Annotated in this window: 24 protein-coding genes; 15 read left to right on the plus strand and 9 right to left on the minus strand. The window is 63.3% G+C overall.

The window, feature by feature from the left end:
* Positions 1-50 precede the first annotated feature (50 nt).
* Together WC729_RS06170 and WC729_RS06175 are read left to right on the plus strand one after the other, a co-directional pair.
* Entirely contained in the window at positions 51-455 is a 405-nt protein-coding gene (locus WC729_RS06170; RefSeq protein WP_372850593.1) for a hypothetical protein, read from the plus strand.
* On the plus strand, positions 448-966 hold the full coding sequence (locus WC729_RS06175; protein WP_372850595.1) for a hypothetical protein: 519 nt from the start codon (positions 448-450) through the stop codon (positions 964-966). The genes WC729_RS06170 and WC729_RS06175 overlap by 8 nt, the downstream gene beginning before the upstream one ends.
* 24 nt (positions 967-990) lie before the next feature.
* On the opposite strand, the gene WC729_RS06180 is transcribed toward WC729_RS06175, so the two are convergent.
* The 4 genes from WC729_RS06180 to WC729_RS06195 are packed head-to-tail and all read right to left on the minus strand — an operon-like array spanning position 991 to position 6,420.
* The gene (locus tag WC729_RS06180; protein WP_372850597.1) at positions 991-1,929 is read right to left on the minus strand and encodes a glutaminase; all 939 of its coding nucleotides are present in this window, start codon (positions 1,927-1,929) and stop codon (positions 991-993) included.
* A 41-nt stretch (positions 1,930-1,970) separates the two neighbouring features.
* The gene (locus WC729_RS06185; RefSeq protein WP_372850599.1) at positions 1,971-3,200 is read right to left on the minus strand and encodes a cytochrome P450; all 1,230 of its coding nucleotides are present in this window, start codon (positions 3,198-3,200) and stop codon (positions 1,971-1,973) included.
* The gene (locus WC729_RS06190; RefSeq protein WP_372850601.1) at positions 3,197-4,801 is read right to left on the minus strand and encodes a Dyp-type peroxidase; all 1,605 of its coding nucleotides are present in this window, start codon (positions 4,799-4,801) and stop codon (positions 3,197-3,199) included. Before WC729_RS06190 ends, WC729_RS06185 begins: the two co-directional genes overlap by 4 nt.
* Complete coding sequence (locus WC729_RS06195; RefSeq protein ID WP_372850603.1) at positions 4,783-6,420, minus strand: hypothetical protein; 1,638 nt, start codon at positions 6,418-6,420, stop codon at positions 4,783-4,785. Before WC729_RS06195 ends, WC729_RS06190 begins: the two co-directional genes overlap by 19 nt.
* Positions 6,421-6,697: 277 nt before the next feature.
* Here WC729_RS06195 and WC729_RS06200 point away from each other — a divergent pair, with 277 nt between their 5' ends.
* From WC729_RS06200 to WC729_RS06245, 10 genes are all read left to right on the plus strand, one after another.
* Entirely contained in the window at positions 6,698-9,058 is a 2,361-nt protein-coding gene (locus WC729_RS06200) for a peptidoglycan recognition family protein (RefSeq protein WP_372850605.1), read from the plus strand.
* A gap of 68 nt (positions 9,059-9,126) precedes the next feature.
* On the plus strand, positions 9,127-9,642 hold the full coding sequence (locus WC729_RS06205; protein ID WP_372850607.1) for a hypothetical protein: 516 nt from the start codon (positions 9,127-9,129) through the stop codon (positions 9,640-9,642).
* A gap of 407 nt (positions 9,643-10,049) precedes the next feature.
* Positions 10,050-13,139: a hypothetical protein gene (locus WC729_RS06210; protein WP_372850609.1), complete on the plus strand. Its 3,090-nt coding sequence runs from the start codon at positions 10,050-10,052 to the stop codon at positions 13,137-13,139.
* Between the two features lie 250 nt (positions 13,140-13,389).
* Entirely contained in the window at positions 13,390-14,442 is a 1,053-nt protein-coding gene (locus WC729_RS06215) for an acyltransferase family protein (protein ID WP_372850611.1), read from the plus strand.
* A gap of 49 nt (positions 14,443-14,491) precedes the next feature.
* A complete protein-coding gene (locus WC729_RS06220) occupies positions 14,492-14,797 on the plus strand; it encodes a hypothetical protein (RefSeq protein WP_372850613.1) in 306 nt (101 codons plus the stop codon).
* A complete protein-coding gene (locus WC729_RS06225; protein ID WP_372850615.1) occupies positions 14,797-15,078 on the plus strand; it encodes a hypothetical protein in 282 nt (93 codons plus the stop codon). Before WC729_RS06220 ends, WC729_RS06225 begins: the two co-directional genes overlap by 1 nt.
* Positions 15,075-15,440: a hypothetical protein gene (locus tag WC729_RS06230; protein ID WP_372850617.1), complete on the plus strand. Its 366-nt coding sequence runs from the start codon at positions 15,075-15,077 to the stop codon at positions 15,438-15,440. The genes WC729_RS06225 and WC729_RS06230 overlap by 4 nt, the downstream gene beginning before the upstream one ends.
* A gap of 28 nt (positions 15,441-15,468) precedes the next feature.
* A complete protein-coding gene (locus tag WC729_RS06235; protein WP_372850619.1) occupies positions 15,469-15,663 on the plus strand; it encodes a hypothetical protein in 195 nt (64 codons plus the stop codon).
* 58 nt (positions 15,664-15,721) lie between these two features.
* Positions 15,722-16,528, plus strand: coding sequence for an FkbM family methyltransferase (locus WC729_RS06240; RefSeq protein WP_372850621.1), 807 nt, complete (start codon positions 15,722-15,724; stop codon positions 16,526-16,528).
* Between the two features lie 40 nt (positions 16,529-16,568).
* Positions 16,569-17,273: a methyltransferase domain-containing protein gene (locus tag WC729_RS06245; RefSeq protein WP_372850623.1), complete on the plus strand. Its 705-nt coding sequence runs from the start codon at positions 16,569-16,571 to the stop codon at positions 17,271-17,273.
* A gap of 7 nt (positions 17,274-17,280) precedes the next feature.
* Here the strand turns inward: WC729_RS06245 and WC729_RS06250 are convergent, their stop codons facing one another.
* The gene (locus tag WC729_RS06250; protein ID WP_372850625.1) at positions 17,281-18,357 is read right to left on the minus strand and encodes an acyltransferase family protein; all 1,077 of its coding nucleotides are present in this window, start codon (positions 18,355-18,357) and stop codon (positions 17,281-17,283) included.
* A gap of 296 nt (positions 18,358-18,653) precedes the next feature.
* On the opposite strand from WC729_RS06250, the gene WC729_RS06255 reads away from it, so the two are divergent.
* The gene (locus WC729_RS06255) at positions 18,654-19,739 is read left to right on the plus strand and encodes an acyltransferase family protein (protein ID WP_372850627.1); all 1,086 of its coding nucleotides are present in this window, start codon (positions 18,654-18,656) and stop codon (positions 19,737-19,739) included.
* Between the two features lie 67 nt (positions 19,740-19,806).
* On the opposite strand, the gene WC729_RS06260 is transcribed toward WC729_RS06255, so the two are convergent.
* From WC729_RS06260 to WC729_RS06275, 4 genes are read right to left on the minus strand one after another with little or no spacing between them, the layout of a single operon-like run.
* Positions 19,807-20,436: a RadC family protein gene (locus tag WC729_RS06260; protein WP_372850629.1), complete on the minus strand. Its 630-nt coding sequence runs from the start codon at positions 20,434-20,436 to the stop codon at positions 19,807-19,809.
* Positions 20,367-20,822 (minus strand): hypothetical protein, encoded by a 456-nt coding sequence (locus WC729_RS06265; RefSeq protein WP_372850631.1) that lies wholly within the window; start codon positions 20,820-20,822, stop codon positions 20,367-20,369. The genes WC729_RS06260 and WC729_RS06265 overlap by 70 nt, the downstream gene beginning before the upstream one ends.
* A 42-nt stretch (positions 20,823-20,864) precedes the next feature.
* Positions 20,865-21,221 (minus strand): hypothetical protein, encoded by a 357-nt coding sequence (locus WC729_RS06270; RefSeq protein ID WP_372850633.1) that lies wholly within the window; start codon positions 21,219-21,221, stop codon positions 20,865-20,867.
* Between the two features lie 50 nt (positions 21,222-21,271).
* Positions 21,272-21,814: a response regulator transcription factor gene (locus WC729_RS06275; protein ID WP_372850635.1), complete on the minus strand. Its 543-nt coding sequence runs from the start codon at positions 21,812-21,814 to the stop codon at positions 21,272-21,274.
* Positions 21,815-22,013: 199 nt separating this feature from the next.
* Here WC729_RS06275 and WC729_RS06280 point away from each other — a divergent pair, with 199 nt between their 5' ends.
* Together WC729_RS06280 and WC729_RS06285 are read left to right on the plus strand one after the other, a co-directional pair.
* Positions 22,014-23,162, plus strand: a complete 1,149-nt coding sequence (locus WC729_RS06280; protein WP_372850637.1) for an aldose epimerase family protein — start codon at positions 22,014-22,016, stop codon at positions 23,160-23,162.
* 47 nt (positions 23,163-23,209) lie between these two features.
* Complete coding sequence (locus WC729_RS06285; RefSeq protein WP_372850639.1) at positions 23,210-24,082, plus strand: NAD(P)-dependent oxidoreductase; 873 nt, start codon at positions 23,210-23,212, stop codon at positions 24,080-24,082.
* Positions 24,083-24,191 lie beyond the last annotated feature (109 nt).

Genomic DNA, 24,191 nt, shown 5'->3' on the forward strand with positions numbered 1-24,191 from the left:
TCGCGCTGATCGGCGCCACGCCGGTCCATGTCGGTCCGATCGCGTCGCGGATGCGCGCGGCGGACAGGGTCGAGTGCGCGGCGATGGGGCATTCGCCGAGACAGGCACTCCGGGCGGGGCTGCTGTCCTCCTCACTGTGCCTGACCGCGACAGTCGATGGACGGCCCGAGGCGATGTTCGGGCTGGTGGTGACCAATGCCCTGTTTGGCGAGGGATCGCCCTGGATGCTCGGCTCTGACGCGATCTACCGGCACCCGCGCACGATGCTGCGCTGGGGGCCGCACATCTTGTCGACGATGTTCGATTCAACTCCGATGCTGGAGAACCTAGTAGCGGAGGACAATCACCGCGCCGTCCGCTTCCTGAAGCGGATCGGCTTCACCATCGGAAAGGAGGTGATCATGATCGCCGGCACCCGCTTTATCCCCTTTACGCAGGAGCGCGCTGATGTGTGATCCCGTCACGCTCGGCATCGCCGCGACCGTCGTCTCGACCGCCGGCGCCATCACCTCCGGCATCGGCCAGGCCCAGCAATATCGCTATCAGGCGCAGATCGCCGATCAGAACGCCAGGCTGGCCAATGACCAGGCGCGCGATTCGATCGAGAATACGAACCTCGAAGCACGACAACGCTCCCGGCAGATCGCTCAGACCAAGGGCGCCCAACTCGCGGCGATGGCTGCGAACGGTGTCGACCTGAATTTCGGATCGCCGGTCGACATCCAGAAGGACACCGCGATGATCGGTGCCGAGGACATCGCCCAGATCTACAAGGGCGGTAACGAGCGGACCCGCGGCTTCGACATCAATGCCTTCAATTACAAGTCACAGGCGGCGGCGAACCGTGCGCAGGCGAGCGGCGCGCTGGTGAAGGGAATCTTCGACGGATTTTCAACGGCACTGGGCGGCGCATCCCAGGCGGGCTTTATGAACGCTCAGATAAAGGCGCTGAACAAGCAGAGCTGACGGCGCTTCGGAATGAACTCGGTGTCAGCCGCCCGACGGCTCGAATACCGACCAGCCAGTCCGCTGCACCAGCCGTTCCAACGCCAGTGCGCCAAGCTGTGAGGTGCCACGCGGGTTGAGTCCCGGAGACCAAACTGCGATCGACGCCTTGCCCGGCGCGATCGCCAGGATGCCGCCGCCGACGCCGGACTTGCCCGGCAGGCCGACGCGGAAGGCGAATTCGCCCGACCCGTCATAATGGCCGCATGTCATCATCAGCGCGTTGATGCGCCGTGCACGCTGAGTCGACACGATCGAATGACCGGTCGCCGGGTTGATGCCGCCAGCCATGAGGTAACCGCCGGCACGGGCAAGCTGGTGGCAGCTCATCGCCAGCGCGCATTGGTGGAAATAGACGCCCAGGGTCCGCTCCACCGGCTGCCGGAGATTGCCGAAGGCGCGCATATAGTTGGCCAGCGCGATGTTGCGGAATCCGGTCTCCTGTTCCGCCCGGGCGATGCGTTCGTCGATGAAGATGCTGTCGTCGTCCGCCAGCGACCGCACGAAGCGCAATATCTCGCCGATCGCCTCGATCGGTTCGTGCGCGCCGAGGATCATGTCGGCGACGACGATGGCACCCGCATTGATGAACGGGTTGCGCGGGATGCCGGATTCGGTCTCGAGCTGGACGATCGAATTGAACGCGCTGCCCGATGGCTCGCGCCCGACCCTGTCCCATAGCCGGTCACCGATCGCGCCCAGCGCGAGGGTCAGGCTGAACACCTTGGAGATGCTCTGGATCGAGAAGGGTTCATCGGCATCACCCGCCTTGTGGCAGGTGCCGTCCGCTTCGATCACGGCGATGCCGAACCTGCCCGAATCGATTTCGGCAAGGCCGGGGATATAGTCCGCCACGGTGCCGCGGTCGGGCGCATCCGCCATCTCGGCCGCGATATCGGCGACGATCATTTCGAGGGAAGCCATCAGGCGTCGTTAGCGAGCCCGGCTCGCATAATCACGCAGCTTCAGTCGAACTCGACCGTCAGCGATTCAGCAAAGGCACCGCTCTTGCGCAGCTTGCCCGCCGCGCCCGGCGCGCGGCGCAGATTCTGGCGCTTCAACAGCGGCTTCAGCATCAGGTGCAAGGTCGCGTTGTTGATGTGGATGCCGAAGCACTGGTGCAGGTCATAGCCGAAGTGAATATATTCGTGCGGCAGGCGGCGCGGGTCGAACCGCTCCGGATCGGGCACGCGGCGCCCGTCGCGCATCCCCGAGGCGAAGGCGGCGAGCACTGTCGAGCCGGCGGGGACCAGCTTCTCGTGCTTCGTGCCCTTCGCGATCGTCCAGTCCTGCAGCGTGATCCGCGGCAGGCCCGGCGCCAGCGGATCGAAGCGCATCGCCTCGCGCACATAGCCGGCCAGCAGCGCATCGTCGTCTGCGCGCGCCGCCGCCTGGGCACCGCCTAGCGCATCGGGCCGGCGCAGTAATTGCTCCATCGCCTGCGGTACGACCATCGGCGGCTGGGGCGGCCCGCCGACGATGAACCCCATCAACGCAGTACGGATCTGCGCGTCGCTATACCCGGCCTCGCCCGCCTTTTGCAGCGTCAGGCAGCGGCCGAGCACATCGTCGGTGCCGGGCTTGGCGCGACGCTTTTCGATCTGGTTCTGGATATGCGCGCGGAGCGCCGGGGCGATCACCTCGACCTCCGCCACCAGCGGCGCATCGCTGGCCACGAACTGATATTCGAACAGGCGCGTTCCCCACACGCGCAGGTCGCCACCGGGCGGTTCCGGCACGCCGAGATAGTCGGCGAGGAAATCGAAGGTGACGCGCCGCACCAGCGTGTCGACCACCTCGATCCTGCCGCCGGCACCCGCCACGATCGCCTCGGCGCGTGCCTCGACATCAGCGGCCAGGTGCGCGAGGTCCTCACGGCGGACGACCTTGCGCATCGCGGCGGTATCCGCCTGATATTGTGGGGTGTTCGCCATGCCGAGGAAGAAGGGCTCGCCGCCCATGATGACGTCGAGCTTGTCCTTGTATGTCACGCCGAACGCCGGATCGGTCGCGAACACCTCCCGCACGTCATCATAGCGGGTTACCGCGTAGGTCTTGCCGAAATGCGGGATCGGTTTCAGCCAGCGGAGTAGCCTGAAGGCGAACGGCATCGCCGCCATCACCTTCGTCATGAGCCAGCGCTTGAGACCCGTGGGCCCCGGCCGCAGGACCTGAGTGGAGGACAGGATGCTCATAGCAGCGCCAGATATTGGAGGGCCGGGATGCTCGGCAGGAAGAAATAGTCGCCGCCCGCCATGCGGATGAAGGTTTCGACATCGACGATCCGGCGTAGCGGCTTTTCGTGGATCGTCATCTTGCCCTTGGGGCCGACCAGAGGATCCGTCTCGTCGAACAAGGTCGCGAAGTTCGGGTTGAGCAGCCAGGTCTGCTGCACGAACTCGAACTGACGGGCTATATCCGTGTTGAGGCAGATGAAGAGCAGACCGCGATCGACTCCGTCCTCCTTGGGCGGCACGCTGATCGTCGCGCCGTATTTGCGGCCGCGGCGTAGGATGCGGTGGTTGTTCGCCGCGTCGAGCAGGGTCTGTTTTTCCGCCGGCGTCGGCGCAAGGCCGTCGCGCGGGTTGGAGCGGCGGACATGCGATCCCGCCGGGCAGCCGACACCGTGCAGGTCGCGGTCATAAAAGCCGAAATCATTCTCCGGCATGTCATAAGCGTCGGGCGGCAGATAGCCGGCGGGGCAGAGCAGGTCGCCCTTGGTGTTGCGGCCGACCACGCGCTCGGCGAGCCACGTGGTGGTGACATGCGCCGAGCCAGTCGGATCGCGTTCGCGAATATGCGCAGCGTTCGCGCGCATCGATTGCCAGAAGGCGACGACATCCTGTTTCAGCTCGCGCACGACCATATAGCTGCCGTCGAGCCCAAAATCGAGAAAGCCCTCCGCCAGCGGATGCGCGGGCAGGCCGGCGGCCTGGCCATTGGCGTCGTCCGGCACGACCGGGCCCGGCGCCTTTTCGTGATGGCCGTTGGTATGGCCGAACAGGATTTCCCCGAGCGGAACGCCGTTCCAGTAATCGCGCACCGCGGGCGCGCCGGTGCTGAGCACCACCGCGTCGTCGTCGAACGGGACTGGTTGCGAGATGCCGTCCGCAAAGCCGAAATGCTCGCGCGCGACACCCTTTTCGTCGGGGCGCAGATCGAGCGGCAGGCGGTGGACGACCTGCACGTCGTGCGGCTTCAGCGCAGCCTCGACCTGCCCGGCCCAGGCTTCGGCGCTGTCCTCATCCTTGTCGTAGAGCAGCAGCAGGGCGTGGACGGTAATCGGCGTGACGATCTGTTCCTCGCGGTGCCCGGTCGAGGTCTTGGCGCTCGACTGGGTTTCCTCGACCGTGGTGAGGGCGGCGCGCTGCCGCGCGTTCGAGCTCCATTTCGGTCCGCCCTCGATCACCGTGCCGAGCCATTCGCCCTTGCGCCGATCGCCGAGGCGACGAAGCCGGTCTTCCTGGAACATGCCCTCGCGGAACGGGGCGGCAAAAGATTCCAGCGCCGATTTGGGCAGGTTCATCTTTTCGAGGCCCGCATAGGCGAAGGCGATCGCCGTCGCCCGCGCATCGCGCCCATCGGCATCGGTGACCGGCGCAAGCTCCTCCACCGTCTTGAGCCAGGCGCCGCCGCCCTTCCCCTTCCAGGTGAATTCGAGGAACAGCGCCCGCCCCATCGGCAGCGAGGCAAAGCCGCTAACGGCCAGGCCCTGGGTCAATGTGCAATGCGGCGCCTTCAACTGCCAGCTTGGCGGCTTCTTCCGCGGCGTCCCGCTCACAGGTCGTTGATCCACGCGGACGCCTCCTTCGTGCTGAGCGACGGCTTGCGCAGGCCGTTGGCGATGCGGTTGTTGCGTTCGACCTGGTCGACGGTCAGGTCGCTATAGGCGCTGTACCAGAAGCGGCTGACCGCCATGGAATGGCGCGCCCAGGCCTTGAACTTGCGGCCATGGCTGGCGCCGTCCTGAATCAGGAAACGAGTCGGCGGGAAACCGACGCCGCAGCCCCAGGCGAGGGTCAGGCCGGCATGTGCCTTCTCGATGAAATCGTCGAGATAGCTTTCCCAGCTCTGGTCGAAATTGCTGAAGAACATCAGCCGGCTGCCATTGTTGACGAACGCCCAATGCGCGAAATGCACCGTGCGCATGCTGCCGAGATAGCCGCGCACGCCGCTGTTCGGCATTGCGCGGAGCACCAGGCCGAGCCCGTGATGGCCGGCGCGGACGATGAGGGTGCGCAGCACGCCCGGCTTGATCAGCACGACCGAGCCCATATGGTTCTGCGGGATCCAGTCCTCGCGCTGCGCCATCTGGCGCACCGTCTCCTCGTCGATCGGCGGAGCATCCTGCGAGGAATCGCGCCGTTCGAGATAGCGCAGCCAGCACAGGATCAGCAGCACCGAGAAGGGCACGCTGAGCACGCCGAACAGGGTGATGCGCGGCGCATGGGCCTGCGCCTGGGCGAGCGGCAGGCCGGTCATCAGCGAGATGGCGATGGTGATCAGCGGGGCGAGCACGGCGTAAAGCGCCCCGCCCACCAGGATCAGGATGAGGGTCTGCGGCTTGAACAGAGCGCTGATCAGGTTGAACTTGCCCGCCGTGTCGGTGCCCGGCAGCGGCTCGCGGATCATGTAGAGGCGGATGCCGCAATAGATGATGCCGAAGGCGAGCAGCAGGTAGAAGCGGTTGTCCGGCATCATCGGCGCGAGGATCAGCCCCGGTAACGCCAAGGCCAGGAAGACGAAGAGGGCAAAGACCGCGACCTTCAGATAATCGCCGCAGCGGGTGAGGAACGGGACGCGCGCTGGCGCGCGCTCGGCGAGCCAGGGGAAAGCCGGCAGCAGCGCGGCGCGGAGATGGCGATGGATATCGGCCGGGGTCACCTCGCCGCGATAGGGGCTCGGACCTGCGCCGTTGGCGGTCGCGATCTCGGTGCGGGTCGCGCGGAACAGCGCGCCCTCGGTCAGGATGCGGTCGCGGGTCATGCCGCGATTGCCGTGGTGATAGACGCTCGGCTCGATCGAGCGGGCCTCGAAATAGGGCGCGATGGGCGCGCGGGAATCGGGTGCGGTCACCGCATCGTAAAGCGGACCGTCCGGATCGAGCGGGCGCTTGCAGCACCGCAGCATGCCACGCAGATCGTCCCCGATCGCCGCCTCGAGCTGGCCCCAGAACACGCTCGGCCTGCCGTCGAAATTGGCCTCCAGCACGAACAGCGGATCGTAATCCTCGCCGGGAAACACGCTCATCGACAGGAAGTGGACGGAGGGCACACCGGCCATGAAACCGGCATAGTCGCCGGCGGCCGCGCTGCCGGTCGAGCCGCTGTCGTGCAGCCGGTCGATCAGCGCGGACAGCTTGTCATGGCTCTCCGGCTTGACCTCCAGCGCCACGGACAAAGTAGTTTGTCGCATCCGGCCGCTCCCCATCTTCGCGCCACCGTCCTCGCATGGACGATATAAGCCTTCAAGGAGCCGTTCCCGCCCGAACGTTTCGCCCCCCGATTCGGAAGGATTACTATGTCACAGCTTTCAAGGACGCACAGACAAACGCCATAATAGGTCGCATTCTGGATCTATCTCCGGCCGTGCCGGTCGATTCAAGATATGTTCTCGCCGTCCTAAGCCCTCCTTCAAACCAAGGAGGAGCCCATGGCCGCCATTTCCCCCAACACGCGATCGGCACACTGAGATGCCGACGGTCCCCACAGAGCAGAACCGGGTCGGCATTGCCGGCCTGACCGACGCCAGGCTCCAGGCTGGCGATTATTCCGGCACGGGCCTGCAGGCGCTTGGCGCCGGGATGCGAACGCTTGGCGCCGCGGGCGCTGAAAGCGCCGAGACCATGGTCAGGGCGCGGAAAATAGCGGCCGATGCCGCCCGGCAGCCGGTCGTGCCAGGCACCGTGGCGCAGGCGATCGACACGACCAGCCACGAGGCGCTGCACGCGTCGATGCCGCATCCCTCCCCGGAGGAAATCCGCGACGACGCGATCTGCAAGATCGGCTGGAATCAATTCTCCTCGGTGTGCCGCGGTGTGTGGGCGGAGCTGGAGGGGCAGAAGGGCTTCGGTGCCGTCCTGTCGGTCGAACCGGCGATCGAGGCGCTCAATGCCGAGTACAAGCGCGGCCTGGGCATGCTGCCGGCCGAACTGCATCCGGTCTATGAAGGGTCGGTCGGTGCGCGCCTGCCGATGGAAGTCGCGGGGCTGCAGGCTTTTGGCGCTGCGCAGAGCGCGGTCGAACAGGACCGCCAGAGCCTTCTCGCCCAGCAGAATGCCGCGGACGACGCGGTGCGCCATGCCGACAATCCCGACATGTTCGACCGGCATGTCGAAACCGGCGCGGGGTCGATCGCGACCCAGGGCGCCTTGCGGGGCGACGACCCGGCAACGATCGACGGCGCCATCAGGGCCTATCGATCGGGCATCAACCGCCGGGTCCTGGAGGAGATGACCGAAAAGGACCCGATGGCGACGGCCTTCCGGTACGGAGCGGTGCGGGAAAGCATGACGCCGGATGACCAGCTCGCGGTTGAGAAGGGACTGTACGAACCACTGATCCACGCGCAGGCGGCGAACGATGTCGATCGCTTCCTGCCCCCACGGGAACGGGGGCAGCCCCCTTCTCCCCTCAGCCCCGAGGCTCGCGCCGCTGCTCAAGCGGCGATCGAAGCAGAGCCGTGGAACGAAGCGCGCAAGCGTTATGCGCTGGACGACTTGGCGGAGCGCGGCTCGATGCATGAGCGTTCGCGCAAACAGGCGGAGGACGCAGCCCGGGACAGCGGGTTCGCCACTGCCGAACAGATCGGGTCGGGCTTCACGTCGATCACGCAGATCCCCGCCGCTGTGCGCCGCGATCTCGACGAGGAAACCGATCGGGCGTTGCGGAGCCTGGCGCAGGCCAATCTCGACCCGACGCCAATCGCCCCAGGCGGCGAGATGTCATTGATGATGAACATCATCGCGTCGGAGAACCCGGCCGCGTTCGCGAAGGAGGATCTGCGACTAATACGCGGCAAGGTGACGCAGGAGGAATATGGCAAGTTTCAGCGCTTGCAGCGCGGCCTCGGCCAGGAAACACCCTCAGGCGTTGCGGCCCTGCAGCGGCGTGTCGCTGACGTCATCGGGCCGTATTTCGGCCTTGCTACCCAGATTCGGGGGGGTGGCGTTCTGAGGAACGCTTCCGCCGGCGCGGACAAGCGGATCACCTTCGACTCGAACGGCCGCCCCACGGTTGGAACGGACGGCAAGTCGGTGCTGGAAACTGTGCTGTCTCCCCTATTCCCGCCGCCTGCGCCGGCCGGACGGCAGCGTTCTGTCGAAGAGCTGGAGAGGAAGCGGCCAAGCAATTCGGCCGGCCTCGATTACACCGGATTTCCCGCTTTCTGGGAAGCGGAGCGTAAAAAGGGCGCGGCATTGCCCAAATTTGTTCCAGCGCCAGCCTGGAAGCAGAATCCCGATATCGAAAAGGAGGTAGACCTTGCTGCAGACGATGGCGCTTATGATAGAATTACGCTTCATCACACGGGGTCGCTGAATACGCCGCAGGCTGTGGACGATCTTCATCGAGGCCGGGAAACCGCTTGGCACTATGCGGCCCGATATGCCCGGAATTTGGGGCCGCCTGAGCCCTACGACACGATGGGCGACGTCGCTTATCATTTCTTTATCGACGAAGATGGAACGATCTATGAGGGGCGCTCCCTGAAATATATGGGTGCCCACGTATCCGGCCAGAATGCGCGCAATATCGGAATTGCTTTTCTCGGTAATTATTCCGATCGCGAACTGAGTAAGGCACAATTCAACTCGGCGAAGTTCCTGATCATGGAGCTCAACAAAGCTTATAATGTCGGCGGAAACGCGAAGGGAAAGCCCTATATCTTCACTCACACTGATCTCGCGGTATCAGCCAAGGGCCATCATAAGCGTGATGCGGAGCTCATAGGAGCGAAGCGTCAAACCGACGCGCTGAAAACCTGGAGCTTGCCTATTGCTCGGAAGCCCACTAGACCGACAGCCGGTCGAACAAAACGAGTACGCACGCCATGATTGGCAATGCTCGCCGTGTCACATGTCATGTCATTGTTGCCGTTGTCTCGCTCCTGAGCGCAGCGTTCATGTACGTCGTCGTCTTCGAGGCGAGTCCGAGCTGGAACAGGAAATTTATCGAACTCGCACCCAGCAGTGTAAGGACGCGCTATTTCGACTCTGTTTTTTCGAATCTCGATACGGAATGTCGAGGATGCAGGTTTCGCCTAAGCACTGCGCTGGATGCCATTAAAGATGATCTTTATGAATCATCCGATTCATATGAATATGACTATAGTAAGATTATACCGTTTATCCGCAATGATACATATGGTGGATACGAAGAACCAATTCATAATACAGCTTGCCTGATTATCATTCGGAAAAATGACAGGCCTCTGTTCCTCAAAATGGCCGGCATGTACAAGAAGGATTCAGGCGTACTACGAAGCTGCATATATAATGGCATGTATTGGGTTCGGGATGCCGAACCCACCGTGTTTGATCTGGTTTACGAAAATCTTGCTTCCATCCCGGCGCTTGCCCCTCATCTTCAGCGCGTTCCAGCTCCACCAGGAATGAGTGAGCGAGAAAAAGTCAAGTAGACGGTCGAGGTTGGCGGACGGCGCGAACTCCGAGGCCGGAGCATCGAATTTCGGGCTGCTGTGCTTGGTGGATCTGAAATAACGGTGACACGTGCAATTACCCCTTTACTCCGTGAGGCGGGGTTTCTGGTGTAAGTGTAACGCCGGACTTCCCCGCATCGTTTTTTCGCTTTGAAGAGACAAAAGTCGAACGGAGTTTAGGGATTGTTGCACGTGGCACCGTAATTACAGCTCGATACCGGTCTGAGCTTTCCGGCGTCGTTGCGCTGTCAGGTTCTCGCGCGACCTCCCGCGGGGTGACGAAATAGGGAATCGAAAGTACCGCAGCGGTCGATCTCCCGGGCCGGCCGATCGATTCAAACCTTTCCCGCCACCGCGTATCCCACCTTCATCACAGGAGGTGCCGCGTGGCCGCAATCAGTCCGAACGTTTCGAGCGAACCCCAGCTGGGCACCGGCTCGAAAACCGATTTCGCCTTCAATTTCTCGATCGTCGCCGCGACGGACATCGGCGTCTATGTCGACGGGATCCGCAAGGCCCACCCAGCCGACTATAGTGTCACCTTCGGCGACGTCTCCGGCACGGTGACCTTCACCTCGGCGCCGGCCAATGCGGCGGTGATCCTGCTCATCTCCGAGCCGGATTACCTCCAGGCGAGCGAGTTCGCCGATCAGGGCGCCTACAACCTCTCGACGGTCAACACGATCAACCGCCGCGCGGCGATCCGCGAGCTGGTGAACCATGATCTCGGCACGCGCGCGCTGAAAGTGCCGCGCGGCGAGGACGCGGAGGGGCCGGAGATTCCGCTGTCGGACGTCCCCTCGATCGTTGCGGTGGGCGACAGCCTGATTGCCGGAAGCGACATTCCGAGCGTGGCAGGGGCGCTGACGAATATCGGGCTGGTCGCGGGGTCGATCGCCAACGTCAACACCGTCGCGGGCATTCATGCGGCGGTCTCGACGGTCTCGGGTGTCGCGGCAGCGGTTTCGACGGTGTCCGGCATCTCGGCGAATGTGGCGACTGTTGCGGGCATCGCGGCCAATGTCAGCACGCTCGCGCCCGTAGCGGCGAATATCGCGACCGTGGCCGGCATCAGCGGTAATGTTACGACGGTTGCGGGGGTTTCGGCCAGCGTCTCGACCGTGGCGGGCATTGCGGCGAACGTGACCTCGGTTGCGGGTATCACCGCCAACGTGACCACTGTCGCCGGCATTGCCGCGAATGTGACCTTGGTCGCGGGGAATGCAGCCAACATCAACACGGTCGCTAGTGCCATCGCGAATGTCGGAACGGTTGCAACGAACATCGCGTCGGTCAACACCTGCGCGACGAATATTGCGGCTATCATTGCCGCGCCTGCTGCGGTCGCTGCCGTGCAGCCAATTTTCAATGACCGGTTTGCGCCGATGCGGATGCGCATCGATAGCTTGGACGGACTGTTAGCTTATACGTCGCTGACAACGGCCGGCACGGGTTCGATCGCGCAAAATGGCAGCGCACAAACCGTTGTCCGCCTCAACCCGGCCGACCTCGCTCGGCGAGATGCGGGCGGCACTTTCACGCTCATCACCCGTCTGACGGGTCTTCCTTCGGTCCTCCCCACCTATGTTCGATATCAGGAGCGGGACGCCAGCAACACAGTTCTGGCGACGCATGACCTGACGCTTGAGGGCACGAATTATTTCAAGCGGGACGTCGTGCTGCAGGCGACAACCGACAATTTCAAAACCGAGATCAAGGCCGCCAATAGCGCCGGGGGCGCGATGACTGGCGTGCATTTCCCTGAATATGCGCGCGGTATCCCGGCGCTGATCAACAATACCGAGGACACCCGATCGACAAATGGCTATGTGGATAGCGTGATGAATCGGGTTGCCCCGGTGACCTTCACGTCCACGATCCCAAGCCCAAATATATTGACCGTCATTGCGACCGGCACGGGTCTGATCCGAAACTATTTCGCTCCCATAGTGCAGGGCGAGAATTACACGATTCGTTTCCGGGCGACCAATCTGTCGACCTCCTTCTATCTGTTGAAGGCGCTTGCAAACGGCTCGTTTACGCAGGCGTTCGATGCGCCAGGCGTGCGCCCCATGCTGATCCACACGCTCGCCGACGGGAGCGGCGTCTACCAAGCGACCTTCCCTGCCAGCGGTGCTACAGTGTCTGGGACGCCCTACGATTTTACGGGCATCGTCATCAACATCTACAATGCGACGACAAACCCGGTGACGGTCGACAACGTCACGGTGGCGCGGGGGAATTTTATACCACCAATGGCGGAAACTCCCGTGGTGATCACCCGCGATGTTGCCGCTCAGATCACGGCCGCGCTGGCAGCGGCGACCGGGACGGTGCTCGGTCAGCCGCTCAATCTGGTCGACATCTGGGGCAACAGTCTCATCGACTATAACCATGCCGCGGGGAGCGTATCGGCTGAACTACAGACCCTGCTAGGCGTGGCGGTCACCAACAACGGTGTCGCAACGCAGACCGCAGGCCAAATCTTCATGCGCGCTGGCGGCTCTCCGGTGCTGCTTTCGCTAATCGGCGATGAAATCCCGGCAACGACCACGGCCGTGGCGATCCGCAACTTCAACGCGACCAACTCGCCGATCACGATCGCCTGCAACTCGACGAATGGCACGGATCCGCTTGCCGGGAGTTTGGGCGGCGTCGCGGGTGTTCTCACCTCGGTGCGGCCCGGTGGCGCAGGTACGGCGGTCACCGGTCTGACCTTCACCCGCAACGCCGGCGGCACTGCGGTCAAGATCAACCCGTGCACACCATTCATTCCGACGCAAGCGGAAACGAGCCGGAATCGCTACCAAATATTTGCCGGCATCCTCGAAAACAACATCGCCGGCAGTGGCGTAACGCAGGCAACCGACGTGGCTGACATGATCGACCGGCAAATTACGCGCATGTTGCCGGTCGACAGGCGATATCTGGTCGGGTCGTGCAACGCGGGCAACCAGGTGTCATCGGCCGGCGCTGTCATCATGGTCGATATGAACCAGACGACGAAGAAGCGTTTCGGCGCCTATTTCGTCGATCTGACCTCAGCGCCGACGGTGGAGGAAATGGCGACGATCGGTTTTTCGCCGACCTCGGATGATACGTACGACATGGATGCTGTGATCAGCGGCAGCGCCACGGGTGGCGTGCTAACGGTCTCGGCCGTGGCGAGCGGTACAATCACGGTGGGCAAGTATCTCGACCCTGACGTGTTCGGCGTGACCGCGGTCATCGTCAACCAGACCGGCGGTACGATCGGCGGGGCGGGCACCTACACGATCAGCTACGCCAGCCCCATCGCGGCCTTTACCAGCCAAACACTGAAAGGCTTTATTCCGCGCGGCATGCGCAGCGGCGGTTATTCAAGCGGAGCCGGCGTCAATCCGCCTGGCGGTGATCAGCTCCACGGCAACAGTTATTTCAACAAGCTATGGGCACTGCGCATGTTCCGGATGATCCGACAGCGCGGGTGGCTCTGATGATCAGAACCAGAAATGGGCGTCGCATTGCTGGCCCGGCTTGCAGTCGGGGCACGGTCCGGAAAGCCAGCGCCAGATTGATTGGACGATGCGAGTCACTCACCCCCAATAGCCCCACCCGCGCCCGAGGTCCAGCATGACTGCCTCATCGACGTGCCCGGAGAGCCTGAAATGACAACCGTGGCATTCCAAACCGGGGTGGAAGTGATGGGTGTCGTCCGCTATGCGCCGCTTTGGAGCGGGGGCGGGATTGACCAAACGCACGACATACGAAACGCTGAATGGCATTCGCGGCGCCGCTGCGATCTGCGTCGTGATCTTCCACATGCATGCATCATTCTGGCCGGAGCAGGCCCTGAGCGGCTATCTCGCGGTGGATATCTTCTTCGTGCTGAGCGGCTTCGTGCTGGCGGACGCGTACGGAGCAAAGTTCGCCGAGGGGTCCTTGTCCACGGCGCGGTTTGCGACGATGCGCCTCATCCGGTTCTACCCGCTATATCTGGCGGGTCTGGCGCTTGGGATTGTGAAGGTCTTGGCGCAGCAGGGAACAGGCAGCGAGAACGCGCTACCGATCGCCAGTGTGCCCGGCGCGATTGCGTCGGCGCTCCTCTTCTTGCCGGCGGTCGGAACGTCGCTCACGAACATCGCGCCGCTCAATGTGCCAGCCTGGTCGTTGCTGTACGAATTCTGGGTGAACGTCGTCTGGGCGACGATCTCGCGGCGCTTCACGGCGCCAGCGCAGCTGGTAACGGCGCTGATCGCTGGCGCGGTGTTTGCGGGCTTCGCGATCAGCGCTGGCAACGCGAATCTTGGGCCGAGTTGGGACGGCATTGTCGGAGGCATCGCTCGGACGATCTTCTCGTTCACGATGGGACTCCTGATCTACCGTACGAGGGCGGCCGTGGGGCGCTCGAGCGCGCCATGGTCGATGCTGGCGCTGCTGGTCGTCTTCATCTTGCTCTTTGCGGCACCGTCACCGTCGCAGCGTGTGGCGTACGACGTTGTGACAGCCCTGATGCTATCGCCCGTGATCGTGTTCGCAGCGTCGCGCGTCGAGCCTTCGGAAGCGTTTCGACCGCTCTTTGCCTGGCTGGGCGCGATATCGTTCCCGCTTTACGCGATCCACGCCCCCCTTATTGCGATGGGGATATTCGTGGTGCGGAAAACCCACGTCATGCCTCAACTGGGCGGCGCTTCCCTGCTGATCGCCCTGCTGGCAACCGCTTGGTTGGGAAGCCTAATCGACGGCTGGCTGCAAAAGCGGTTGAAGCCCATCACGGCGCGACGCCCCCCTCTGGCCTGACACTTCCCAATTTAGGATCCTGCGTCCTCGACCACGGGGATGTGGCCCCATGACCGACCAACTCGACACCACCGGAATGATGCTGGGCGAGATGAAGGGCCAGCTCCGCGAACTCATCCACAACCTCAACACCATGTCGGCCAAGATCGACAGCCTCACCGAACGGGTGGCCGGCGCCGCCGGCCTGCCCGCGAAGGTCAAGGGACTCGAGGACCGGATCATGATGCTGGAGGCGGACAAGAACAAGCGGGACGGCGCGATCGGATTGGGCAGCTGGCTCATCCGGTCTCCGGTGATCGCATGGCTGGCGGCGGGTGGTGTGGCGCTCTGGGCATTGTCGAAAGGCAGGCTGTGATGAACGGAATCGATTCCGGCACAGAGGCCGCGAAGGCCGCACCGATCAGCGCGATCAACATGCCCGACCACTGGATCCGCGAGCGGGCCTGGTATCAGATTTTCGTGCGGCTGGCGCGGCCCACGCTCGACTGGATCACCAATGCGACGGTCGCCTGGACGATGATCCTTCAGCCGCTGATGTTCGGCCGGTTCGACATCACCGCGGCGGGCATGTCGCTGGCCTGGGCGGGCACGGTCTACGGCTTCAAATTCGCCGAGAAGATCAAGGGGGTCGCATGATGCCCGGACTCCCCACCGCCACATGGGTAAGGATCGCGCTGGCCGCGGCTCTGATCGCCTTGTTGGCCGGCTTGTTCGCGCTGCGATCGTGCAACAGCGCGCGCACGGCCGGCGCCGAGGCGCGTCTCGCGGCCGGTCAGCAGGGCGCCGCGATCGCAAGCGGTCATGACGCCGTCCAGACCCTGGGCAATACTCAAACGGCTGAGGAAGCCATTCACACGACCGTGAAGGAGGGAACCGATGCGATCAACCAGGCGCCTGGCGGCAACAGCAACGATGCTGCCGATCGCGCTGCTTGCCGGCTGCGCTCATACCGTCATTCAGGCAAATGCGTCGCCCTGCTCGGCCCTGTTGCCGACTAGCTGGCTCAGCGGCGTCCCCCCGACGGTGATGCCCGAAAGCGCCAAACTGCCCGATGGGCATGACGATGCGCGGCCATGGCAATCGGGCTTTGTCGAGCAGACGGGCCGGCTGGAAACCGCGAATGATCGCTATGGCGCGGCGATCGGTATCGTCAGCCGCTGCGAGGCACGAGATGCCGCGGCGGTAAAAAAGACGCGACCACGCTTGTTGGGGATTTTCTGAGTGGTCGTATGAGGCCCAGTCCGGTTAAGAGCCCCCATCCACCCAGGGGGTAAGCACGTTGAGAGATTCGTTCCAGCGCCTGATGTCGTGGCACGCCGGCACCCGGGCTCCCCTTAGCGACATGCTGTACCGCTTCAGCCGGCGCTACATCATGGCGTGGAGCAACATCGAGAACGATCTCGGCGCCAATGGTGAGGGATGGGTCCTCCGGACAATCCTCGCCCGCCGGACGGAAGCACCCGTGATATTCGACGTCGGCGCGAATATCGGGGACTGGAGCGCCATGGTCGTGCCGCACCTTCCCCAGGCGCGCCTCCTTGCCTTCGAGCCCGTTCCCCCGGTGCGGGAGAAGCTGAAAAAATCGCTCGCGGGGACCTCGGCGGAAGTGCTGAGCTACGCCTTGTCGAACGAGGCAGGCAGCGTGACCATCAACTATACGCCCGACAACCCCCATCTCTCCTCGCTGGTGAGCATGGAAGGCGATTCCGCGATCGCGGTCAGCTCGGTCGAGGTCGAGCGCCGCACCGGGGACGATCTTTGCCGCGACCTCGGCATCGATCGCATTCGCTTCCTGAAGGTGGATACCGAAGGACACGACCTGGGGGTGCTGCAGGGCTTTGCGCGCATGATCGCGGAAGGACGCATCGACGTCATCCAGTTCGAATATAATTACATGTCGATCTATTCGCGGACCTTCCTGAAGGACTTCTACGACATGCTCGCACCGGGAATGGCGATCGGTCGGCTGCTTCCCAACCGGGTCGAGTTCGCGGAGTACGACTTCGCGGCGGACAATTTCATCCAGTCGAACTGGATCGCCGTTCGCGCCGACCTGACCGAAGACCGCGCGGCCCTGAGCCGGTGACAATTGCATCCCCAAGGAGCAGCGATTAGGCATGCCCGACATGAACGCACGCAGCGACTTCGTCTTCGCCGCCCCACCACCGGCGGGCCTTTTCGGCAAGCTGGCGCGCTATCGCCAGCGTTACGGCACGGTCCACGCGCTGGCGCGGTTCGCCGCGACGAAGGTGCCGGGGATCTGGCCAGTGATCGGCCCCGCCGTCACCCGCGGATATCGGGAGCGATGGAAGCGGAAAGAGGGCGTGAAGCTGCTCAACCTCGGCGGCGGCGGCAACATCATCGAAGGCGCGCTCACGGCCGACCTCGATCCCCGCGCCGATACCTATATGAATCTCGCAAGGACGCTTCCTTTCGCCGATGCGTCGATCGACCTCATCTTCACTGAAGAATTCATCGAGCATATCAGTAAGGCGGATGCCGCGATCATGCTGCGGGAGTGCCACCGCGTGCTGAAACCCGGCGGCGCCCTGCGTATCGCCACCCCCGATCTCGATTGGCTGGGCGCCAGCGTGAGCGCCGGAATCATCCCGTGCGATCTCGTGAATTCGACCTTCTACGAACACGGGCATCGATATATTTATTCCCGCGCCGAGATGCTGAGCGCCTTGGCATTGGCGGGTTTCAGCGATGCGAGGCACTCGACATACAAGGACCCTGCATCGGAGCTGGGGTTCCTCGACAGCCATGCCGACCGGTTCAACCATGATCCGCTGTTGTCGCAATATGTGGAAGCCAGGCGGTCGGAATAGTTGATCGTCAGCCAGTGCGAGGCTCGGGATGCGGCCGCAGTGATGGAGGCGCCACGGATCGCGCTAGGTATACTCTGATCCTAAAATCGACCTTGCCCGCCACCCACGCCGCAGTGAGCGCAGCCGCCAGCACGATCACCCCGGCTGCGAAAGGCGGGATATGCAAATACCGGGTCACGACAATTCCTGCGGCAATCACTGGCATATGAATGGCGTACAGTGGAAAAGAGAGCTCGCCTAGCAAAGCAAATGCGCGGCGAAAGGCGGGTGGGGGCTCCATCGTTGATGCCAAAAAGACAATGAGGGGCGAGAGGGCGAGCGCGAAAACGAGGTCGTAAGCCAACCTGAAGGCATCTGTCGGCTTGAAAAACAACAATGCCATCAGAACAGCCATTAGAATGATCGCCCATCCGGTCTCACGGCCATGCGCGCCGTCCCTATATCGATAGATCAACACCCCCCCTAAGAACGAGAAGACCGTCTTGGCGATACCGCCCGGCAACGTATCCCATGTTACTCCCAACCCAGCATCCCCCTTTACTGCAGCGCACCACACAAACGCCACGCCCGCCGCGATGAGGATGGCTAGGTAAACCCAACCAGACGCGCGCTTGGCGATCGGCGCCCATGCGACGTTCACCCAATACTCAAATAATAGAGACCATGATGGACCATTGAGGGGTGTTATGAAGTAGCTGTAATTCCCGAATGCCGGCATGAAAATGAGGGCACACACGAATGCCCAGCCGATCGAATGCAGCGGAATCGTACTGCCAAGATGTAGCAGGTTCTCCGCAACGGCCTGAGCAACCCCCAAGCCCAAGCCCACCAGATAGAGCGGGTAGAAGCGAACGAGGCGCTTCATTGCAAAGCTTCTTACGGTCAGCGATCCCGAAGCCAGCTTGGTTTGATAAGCGCCAGCCACGACAAAGCCGCTGAGCACGAAGAAGAAATCGACGGCCAAATATCCGCTTGCAGCGGTCGCCGACCAAAAAAAAGAGAATGTGTGAAATATCGCGACTGCGAACGCCGCGACCCCCCTCAGCCCATTCATGGTTTCATAGGTGCGCTTCGACGCGGTCATGAGGTGCCTTTGCGTGCTGACCGCAAGGTATGCAAGCCTCTTTGCAAACAGGCAGGCGACCCAGTGGATCGGCGGTTTACACCCGGCAACCGGACGTAATGCATCGGCCGTTGATAGCAGCCACGAAAGCTCGGGCCTCTCCCATCGGGCCTCTCCCATTCGCGTATCGTTTTACCTCTGCACAGACCACTTCCGACCTACTGGAGGGCCTAAAAGCTAGCGCAACGGCTCGAACGATGCCTTCACATCGGCAATTCCGTTTGCCGGCGAGCTATCCCGTCTGCTAGCTGGGGCCAATGCGCGAAGCGATAGGCCATCTGTTTTCTATGCCTCGTGCCACCAGAGAACATTTTCACGCGGTGGATCTGTTGCGCGGGATAGCGGCGTTGGCGGTCGTGCTTTTCCATTATCTGAACTTCTTCATACCACCCGGCCAAGACCAGGCGGTCGCGAATTTCCGTGAGCTGGAGCCGCTTGGCAGCATTTTTTGGCCCGCATATGGATATGGCCTCTGGGCAGTGCAGCTCTTTTGGCTAATCTCGGGCTTCGTCTTCGCCGCCGTCTATGTGGACACCGGAATATCCACGCGGAAATTCGTCCTGGCCCGCATCGCGCGGCTCTATCCCCTGCATTTGCTCACCCTGTTGATTGTCGCCGTACTCCAGTTCTGGCGGCTGGGGTGGTTGGGCAATTTCCAGATATTCCAGTTCAACGATCTCTACCATTTCGTATTGAATCTGTTTTTCGCATCGAGCTGGGGGCTTGAACGCGGCCTTTCGTTCAATGGTCCGGTCTGGTCAGTGTCAGTAGAAGTGGCGATCTACGCTGTGTTCTGGATAACACTAAAACCCCTCTACCGCCTCGGCGTACTGGGGCCGTTGGCTCTGGCCTGTCTGTTCACAACAGGCTCCATATTCAATCTTCACGGCACCGTATTCTGGCAATGCGGCTTCTATTTTTTCATCGGGTCAGCGATTTACGTTGTCTTTTCAACCCTCCGGGGCAGCCCGTGGGTATTCTTCCTCACCGGCCTGTTATCTCTTGCAATGGCGAGCCTTGCCGCCTTGCGCATTCAGTTTGAACATTTGATGCCGATCATTCTTCCCGCGCTGTTCCTGCTCGCCTGCGGTGTTGAAGCCGCGGGATGGGTTCGCTCGTCCCAGTGGACCGAACTCATCGCTAACAATACCTACGGCGTATATTTGTGGCATATCCCGATCCAGCTTGCACTCCTGATGCTGCTGGATGGTGTCGTTGGCGATCGATCGGTTGTAACGACCGCATGGTTCCTGGCGCTGTACCTGGTCTTGGTCATCGCCATCGCGAGGCTATCCTATTTGAACATCGAGCACCCCGCGAGCCAGGCCATTCGCAAACTATAGAAATCCCTGGCGCCGTCGCCGGGACGATGATCCGCCTCGTCAGCCCTCACGGGCCTCACCCCATCCCCTAAAGCAGCCCCAGCTCCCGCATGCTCGCATGCCCGCTGGTCGACATGATCAGATGGTCGTGCACCGCGATGCCCAGCGGCTGGCCGGCGCGGGCGATGCGTCGCGTCAGGTCCACGTCGGCGCGGCTCGGCGTCGGGTCGCCGCTGGGGTGGTTGTGCACCAGCAGGATAGATACCGCGTGAAGCTCCACCGCGCGGCGGATCACCTCGCGCACATGGATCGTGGCTTCGTCGATCGTGCCGCGGGAGATCACTTCGTCCAGGATCAGCCGGCCTCGCCCGTCGAGATGCAGCACGCGGGCGATTTCGACCGGGCTGAAGGCATGGGTCAGGCGCAGATAATCGAGCAGGGCGGGCCAGGTATCGAACACGGGCCCACGGGAAAAGCGCAGGGTCGCGATGTGGGTCAGGGCGGTGTCGAGGCCGGCGATCAGGGCGTCGAGATCGGGTCGATTCTCCAATACGCGCAAGCGCGCGTGCCCGCTCGCCGCCAGCACCCCGGGCAGCGAGCCGAATTCCTCGACCAGCCGCGCCGACAGGCCGGCGGCGCCCGCGCCCGCTACGGGCTGAAGGAATCCCTCCAGGACCTGTCGGCACCGTAGAGCTGAAGACGCTTCCGGTGCCGCCACGCGCCGAGCGCCACCAGCAGCAACATCGGATACGCCTCGAACGAGACCAGGAACTGGTACCCCCTGGGCAGCGTGCTCGCGTCGATCGCCCGGACCAGGTGCCCGATGACGGCGAGAAGCTGCAAACCGGTAAGCCATAAAGGCCAGAACCGCGTGGAGACGAGCGCCAGCACGAACAGGCCGACCAGCAGCAGCAGATCGATCACGAACACCCAGACCTGCACCTTGAGAAAGGAGCCGGCGAAGGGCTGCGCCTGCGTTGCGAAGCTGGCGACCGAGGCCGCCAGCATCATGGCGGCCGCGGCGCGTTCCGGCGCACCCCCCCGTGCCAGCGCGTAGACGCAGCACAGGATCAGAATCATCTCGTAGAGGATGATGCGCAACATGGCCGGAGCGGAGCATTCAACCGGGCCTCTCGTCAACCGCGATCAGGCGGCCGTGCCGATCGGCACCACCACGGACGCACCGGTCGGCGCATCCTCACAGGGGATCTGATCGCCGAACCAGGCCTTGAAGCCATCGAGCCCGATGTCGCGCTGCACGGTACGCAGAGCCCCGTGCACCAGCGCGATGCTCGACCAGGCCTGGGCGAGCGCGACATTGGCGTCGGCATTGTGGCGGAGCGCATCGCTGGCGATCGACAATGGCAGCCGCGCTTCCTCGCGCGCCGCCAGCATGGCCAGGGTCAGCTCGGCATTGCTCCGCAACGAAGCATCGAGATTGCGCTCGGCCGGGATCAGGATCTGCGCGACCTTGCGCGCCGCGGAAAGACGATCGTTGAGCATAAATTCCCCCGAAGCGCCGGCGCGGCGCGCGGGCGCTCAACAAAATGATGTCAGAAAGCGCGGTTCAGGATGGTGCCGATGAACTTGCCGGCCCCGTTGACCACGCCGAACCCCAGAAACAAGATGGCCATCACGGACGTCGCGATCGCGAACGGCCAGGCCAGGCGTTGCATCGTGCTCAGGTCATTGCGTTGCCCTTCCCGTGTTGGGATGGGCCAGCGCGCCTCCGGTCCGATCGGCGCCAGTCGCGCGCCCGGTCGGGGCCAACTGTCGCGAACCGAAGCGGAGGCTTGAACCGGCCCCTCCTCGTCCGGAAACGGGATTGCACCGGAATCGGCTGCATCGGGGAGATCGGATGGACCATAGTATGGTTCGACCGAACCCTCCCAGCCCTCCCGCGCGGCGACCATCAGCACGGCGGCGCGGGTGGAAGCGACGCCGAGCTTCTCGCGCGCGCCGCGCAGATGACCCTCCACCGCGCGCTGGGAAATCCCGAGCTCGAACGCGATCTCCTTGTCCATCTTCCGATCCCATTTGCCGCGAAGACATTGCAGCTGGCGGGCGGTCAGGCCGTCGAGTCGATTCGGTCCCATTTGGAGCAATCTACTTTATGGTAAGCGCTTGGAAAGCATTCGCATGCCCGAAACGTGTCTTCCGGTGACAATGCCGGAAATCGAGCCTGCCGTAACGTCGCCATGGACTCTTTGCCGAGAGAAGGCGATGGCATCTCCCCACAAATCCTATAGGATATCAGGAACCAGCAAGCCGTCGTTCCGCAGGAGAGAGCCGATCGTGTCCCGCATCCCAACCATCGCCATTGCGCTCCTCGCCCTTTTGGCCGCGGCGAGTCCGGGTGCCGCCGCGCAAGCCGAGCGCCGCGCCTTCGGCACCTTGCAGGACGGCACGACCATCGAGGCAATCACGCTGACCAACAGGCACGGCGTGAAGGCGACCATCTTGACCTGGGGCGCGACGCTTCAGTCGCTGCTCGCGCCCGACCGCAAGGGCAGGCTCGCCGATGTGGTGCTCGGCTATGCCGACATGGCCTCCTATGAGCGGAACAACAGCTTTTTCGGGGTGACGGTGGGCCGGTTCGCGAACCGGATCGCCGGGGGCAGATTCGTGCTGGACGGGCGCACCTACACCCTGCCCAGCGTCAATGGACGCGTCGCGAACCTGCATGGCGGCACGCGCGGTTTCGACAAGATCGTCTGGCAGGTGGAATCGGTGAAGGACGGCCCGAGCGCGAGCGTGACCTTCAGCCATGTCAGCCCCGATGGCGACCAGGGCTTCCCCGGCACGCTGACGGTCCATGCGACCTTCTCGCTCGACGAGCAGGACCGGCTGCAGATCGAGTACCGCGCGACGACCGACAAACCGACGATCGTTTCCATGACCAACCACAGCTATTTCACCATGGCGGGCGAGGATGCCGGGCACGGATCGGACAACCGGCTGACCGTGTTCGCCGACGGTTATACGCCGGTCGACAAGGATCTGATCCCGACCGGGAAGATCGTGCCGGTCGCCGGCACGCCGTTCGATTTCCGCACGCCCCGGTCGGTCGATGCGCGGGTGCGCGACGTGCGCGATCCGCAGATCCTGATCGGCCGCGGTTACGACCATAATTTCGTGCTGCGCGACGGGCATGGCGCGGTGCGGCTCGCGGCGCGGCTCAGCGACCCGGCATCGGGGCGCACGCTCGAGCTGTCGACCAACCAGCCGGGGCTGCAGGTCTATAGCGGCAACGGGCTGAACGGCGCGCAGATCGGCAAGGCGGGTCGTGCCTATCGCCAGGGCGACGGCGTCGCGCTCGAGGCGGAGAATTTTCCCGATGCGGTCAACCATCCCGACTTCCCTTCAGCGCGGCTCGATCCGGGCGGGGAGTATCGCAACCTCATTGTCCTGAAGCTGTCGGCGGCGCCCGCCGGCAAATATTGAGCGCCGCACGGGAGCGGTTTTTTTCACGCAAGAACGAAAGGTATTTCATGGACGTCGGATTCATCGGGCTGGGCCTGATGGGCAGCGAGATCGCCGCCAATCTGATCAAGGCGGGTCACAAGGTCACCGTGTGGAACCGCAGCGCCGACAAGGCCGCGCCACTGGTGGCGGCGGGTGCGACACTGGCCGCGACGCCCGCCGAAGCAGCACGCAACCCGGTGGTGATGAGCATGCTCGCCGACGACAAGGCGCTCGACGCCGTCGTATTCGGCGAAGGCGGCATCCTCTCCTCCGGCGCACCGACCATCCATGTCTCGATGAGCACGATCAGCGTCGCAATCGCCGACCGGCTGGCCGAGGCGCATGCCAAGGCCGGCCAGAGCTATATTTCAGCCCCCGTTTTCGGCCGCCCGCTCGCCGCCGCCGCGCGGAAGCTGTTCGTCGTCGCCGCGGGCCCGGCCGATGCGGTCGCGACCTGCCAGCCTTTGTTCGACGCGGTCGGCCAGCGCAGCTTCAACCTGGGCGAGACGCCGCACAAGGCGAACATCGTCAAGCTCAGCGGCAATTTCCTGATCATGACGGTGATCGAATCGCTGTCCGAGGCGATGACGCTGGCCGGCCGCTACGGCGTCGACAAGGGGACGCTGCTCGAGACGCTGACCGGCACGATCTTCGGCGCGCTGGTCTATGAAGTGTACGGCAAGGTGCTGGTCGAGGAGAGCTATGAGCCCGCCGGCTTCACCCTGCCGCTGGGCTTCAAGGACATGAACCTCGTCGCCGAGGCCGCCGTCGCGGCGGGCGTGCCGATGCCGATCCTGTCGCTCGGCCGCGACCGGCTGATCGCGACGATGGCGCGCGAGCGGCCCGAGCTCGACTGGGCGTCGATGGCGAAGACGGTCGAGGCCAATGCGGGGTTGTGAGACCGGGTTGCGGAACAACCTCCTTTGCTTGCAACGATCGGGCTGCGGACGAACGACCGGCAGGCAAAGCGGACATCATATGAGCCAGCGCATCCAGCATCGCTTCCAC

It is taken from the genome of Sphingomonas sp., assembly GCF_041661825.1.
Lineage (GTDB): Bacteria > Pseudomonadota > Alphaproteobacteria > Sphingomonadales > Sphingomonadaceae > Sphingomonas.

Coding starts and splice junctions, on each gene's coding strand:
- WC729_RS06170 (WP_372850593.1), top strand. CDS start 51: ATGCGCGCGGCGGACAGGGTCGAGTGCGCGGCGATGGGGCATTCGCCG.
- WC729_RS06175 (WP_372850595.1), top strand. CDS start 448: ATGTGTGATCCCGTCACGCTCGGCATCGCCGCGACCGTCGTCTCGACC.
- WC729_RS06180 (WP_372850597.1), bottom strand. CDS start 1,929: ATGGCTTCCCTCGAAATGATCGTCGCCGATATCGCGGCCGAGATGGCG.
- WC729_RS06185 (WP_372850599.1), bottom strand. CDS start 3,200: ATGAGCATCCTGTCCTCCACTCAGGTCCTGCGGCCGGGGCCCACGGGT.
- WC729_RS06195 (WP_372850603.1), bottom strand. CDS start 6,420: ATGCGACAAACTACTTTGTCCGTGGCGCTGGAGGTCAAGCCGGAGAGC.
- WC729_RS06200 (WP_372850605.1), top strand. CDS start 6,698: ATGCCGACGGTCCCCACAGAGCAGAACCGGGTCGGCATTGCCGGCCTG.
- WC729_RS06205 (WP_372850607.1), top strand. CDS start 9,127: ATGTACGTCGTCGTCTTCGAGGCGAGTCCGAGCTGGAACAGGAAATTT.
- WC729_RS06220 (WP_372850613.1), top strand. CDS start 14,492: ATGACCGACCAACTCGACACCACCGGAATGATGCTGGGCGAGATGAAG.
- WC729_RS06225 (WP_372850615.1), top strand. CDS start 14,797: ATGAACGGAATCGATTCCGGCACAGAGGCCGCGAAGGCCGCACCGATC.
- WC729_RS06230 (WP_372850617.1), top strand. CDS start 15,075: ATGATGCCCGGACTCCCCACCGCCACATGGGTAAGGATCGCGCTGGCC.
- WC729_RS06235 (WP_372850619.1), top strand. CDS start 15,469: ATGCCCGAAAGCGCCAAACTGCCCGATGGGCATGACGATGCGCGGCCA.
- WC729_RS06245 (WP_372850623.1), top strand. CDS start 16,569: ATGAACGCACGCAGCGACTTCGTCTTCGCCGCCCCACCACCGGCGGGC.
- WC729_RS06250 (WP_372850625.1), bottom strand. CDS start 18,357: ATGACCGCGTCGAAGCGCACCTATGAAACCATGAATGGGCTGAGGGGG.
- WC729_RS06255 (WP_372850627.1), top strand. CDS start 18,654: ATGCGCGAAGCGATAGGCCATCTGTTTTCTATGCCTCGTGCCACCAGA.
- WC729_RS06265 (WP_372850631.1), bottom strand. CDS start 20,822: ATGTTGCGCATCATCCTCTACGAGATGATTCTGATCCTGTGCTGCGTC.
- WC729_RS06270 (WP_372850633.1), bottom strand. CDS start 21,221: ATGCTCAACGATCGTCTTTCCGCGGCGCGCAAGGTCGCGCAGATCCTG.
- WC729_RS06275 (WP_372850635.1), bottom strand. CDS start 21,814: ATGGGACCGAATCGACTCGACGGCCTGACCGCCCGCCAGCTGCAATGT.
- WC729_RS06285 (WP_372850639.1), top strand. CDS start 23,210: ATGGACGTCGGATTCATCGGGCTGGGCCTGATGGGCAGCGAGATCGCC.